At 49.3% G+C, this 2938-nt stretch carries 1 rRNA gene; it reads left to right on the top strand.

Annotated features, from left to right (window positions below):
- Nucleotides 1-3: 3 nt before the first annotated feature.
- Nucleotides 4-2889, top strand: a 23S ribosomal RNA gene (locus tag AC6CH4_RS25800).
- The last annotated feature ends 49 nt before the right edge of the window (nucleotides 2890-2938 follow it).

The raw sequence follows: 2938 nt of genomic DNA, 5'->3' as shown, positions 1-2938 counted from the left end.
GTACAATAAGCAAAATAAGGGCGTATGGGGGATGCCTAGGCTCTCAGAGGCGATGAAAGGCGTGATAAGCTGCGAAAAGCTGCGGGGACGGGCACACACCGATTGATCCGCAGATACCTGAATGGGGCAACCCACTATGTTGAAGACATAGTACACCGATAGGTGGGCAAACCCGCTGAACTGAAACATCTAAGTAGGCGGAGGAGAAGAAAACAAAAGTGATTCCGTAAGTAGTGGCGAGCGAACGCGGATTAGCCCAAACCAATGTTGTTACGGCAATGTTGGGGTTGTAGGACCACGACATTTTATGCACAAGGAACCGGAAGTTGCTGGAAAGTGACGCCAAAGAGGGTGATAGCCCCGTATGGGTAACAAGTGTAATAGATAGTGGTATCCTGAGTAGGGCGGGGCACGTGAAACCCTGTCTGAATTTGGCGGGACCATCCGCTAAGGCTAAATACTCCTGAGAGACCGATAGTGAACCAGTACCGTGAGGGAAAGGTGAAAAGAACCGTGAATAACGGAGTGAAATAGATCCTGAAACCATACGCTTACAAGCGGTCGGAGCCCTTTCGTGGGGTGACGGCGTGCCTTTTGCATAATGAGCCTACGAGTTAACGTTGCTGGCAAGGTTAAGTGGTTAAGCCACGGATCCGTAGCGAAAGCGAGTCTGAATAGGGCGCTTTAGTCAGTAGTGTTAGACGCGAAACCGTGTGATCTACCCATGGGCAGGATGAAGCTGTGGTAACACACAGTGGAGGTCCGAACCGGTTGACGTTGAAAAGTCTTCGGATGACCTGTGGGTAGGGGTGAAAGGCCAATCAAACTCGGAAATAGCTCGTACTCCCCGAAATGCATTTAGGTGCAGCGCTGAATTTAAGTTATATAGAGGTAGAGCTACTGATTGGATGCGGGGGCTTCACCGCCTACCAATTCCTGACAAACTCCGAATGCTATATAATGTTTCTCAGCAGTGAGGGCTTGGGTGCTAAGGTCCAAGTCCGAGAGGGAAAGAACCCAGACCATCAGCTAAGGTCCCCAAATATACGCTAAGTTGAAAGAACGAGGTTTGTCTGCCCAGACAGCTAGGATGTTGGCTTGGAAGCAGCCATTCATTTAAAGAGTGCGTAACAGCTCACTAGTCGAGCGGACGAGCATGGATAATAATCGGGCATAAGCGTATTACCGAAGCTATGGATTTACAGTCTGACTGTAAGTGGTAGGGGAGCATTCCATCAGGGTTGAAGGTGTGTCGTAAGGCATGCTGGACTGGATGGAAAAGAAAATGTAGGCATAAGTAACGATAATGCGGGCGAGAAACCCGCACACCGAAAAACTAAGGTTTCCACAGCTATGCTAATCAGCTGTGGGTTAGTCTGGTCCTAAGGCGAACCCGAAAGGGACAGTCGATGGCTAACGGGTTAATATTCCCGTACTACTAATTACTGTGATGGGGTGACGGAGTGATGAAAGCGCCGCGAACTGACGGAATAGTTCGTTGAAGTACCTACCTATAAGATCTGCAGGCAAATCCACAGATCTTGGGGAAATACGATAGTACTCGGAGTCTTCGGACAAAGAGATAGTGCGCCTAAGGGCTTCCAAGAAAAACCTCTAAACTTCAGGTAATTAGTACCAGTACCGTAAACCGACACAGGTAGTTGAGGAGAGAATCCTAAGGTGCTCGAGAGATTCATGGCTAAGGAATTAGGCAAAATAGACCCGTAACTTCGGGAGAAGGGTCGCCCTGTAGCAATACAGGGCCGCAGTGAAGAGGTCCAGGCGACTGTTTATCAAAAACACAGGGCTCTGCAAAATCGTAAGATGAAGTATAGGGCCTGACACCTGCCCGGTGCTGGAAGGTTAAGAGGAGATGTTATCTTCGGAGAAGCATTGAATTGAAGCCCCAGTAAACGGCGGCCGTAACTATAACGGTCCTAAGGTAGCGAAATTCCTTGTCGGGTAAGTTCCGACCTGCACGAATGGTGTAACGATCTGGACACTGTCTCAGCCATGAGCTCGGTGAAATTGTAGTAACGGTGAAGATGCCGTTTACCCGCAGTGGGACGAAAAGACCCTGTGCACCTTTACTATAGCTTAGTATTGACCTTGGATAAATGATGTGTAGGATAGGTTGGAGACTGTGAAGTGGCGTCGCCAGGCGTTGTGGAGTCATTGTTGAAATACAACCCTTTGTTTATCTGAGGCCTAACCCCGTTTTGCGGGGGACATTGCTTGGTGGGTAGTTTGACTGGGGTGGTCGCCTCCAAAAGAGTAACGGAGGCTTCTAAAGGTTCCCTCAGTACGCTTGGTAACCGTGCGTAGAGTGCAATGGCATAAGGGAGCTTGACTGAGAGACATACAGGTCGATCAGGTACGAAAGTAGAGCATAGTGATCCGGTGGTTCCGCATGGAAGGGCCATCGCTCAAAGGATAAAAGGTACGCCGGGGATAACAGGCTGATCTCCCCCAAGAGCTCATATCGACGGGGGGGTTTGGCACCTCGATGTCGGCTCGTCACATCCTGGGGCTGGAGAAGGTCCCAAGGGTTGGGCTGTTCGCCCATTAAAGTGGCACGCGAGCTGGGTTCAGAACGTCGTGAGACAGTTCGGTCTCTATCTACTGTGGGCGTTAGAAATTTGAGTGGATCTGATTCTAGTACGAGAGGACCGAATTGGACAAACCTCTAGTGTATCTGTTGTCCCGCCAGGGGCACCGCAGAGTAGCTACGTTTGGAAGGGATAAGCGCTGAAAGCATATAAGCGCGAAACCCACCACAAGATGAGATTTCTTTTAAGGATCGTGGAAGATGACCACGTTGATAGGCTATAGATGTAAAGGCAGTAATGTCATAGTCGAGTAGTACTAATAATCCGTAAGCTTATGTACACCCTTTTCTCTCTCGTCCAAAAGACGGGAGAGAAGAAACTTTCTAAAA

The sequence above is a fragment of the Flavobacterium sp. GQ95 genome (assembly GCF_059758655.1).
This window is presented reverse-complemented; position numbering and strand designations above follow the sequence as displayed.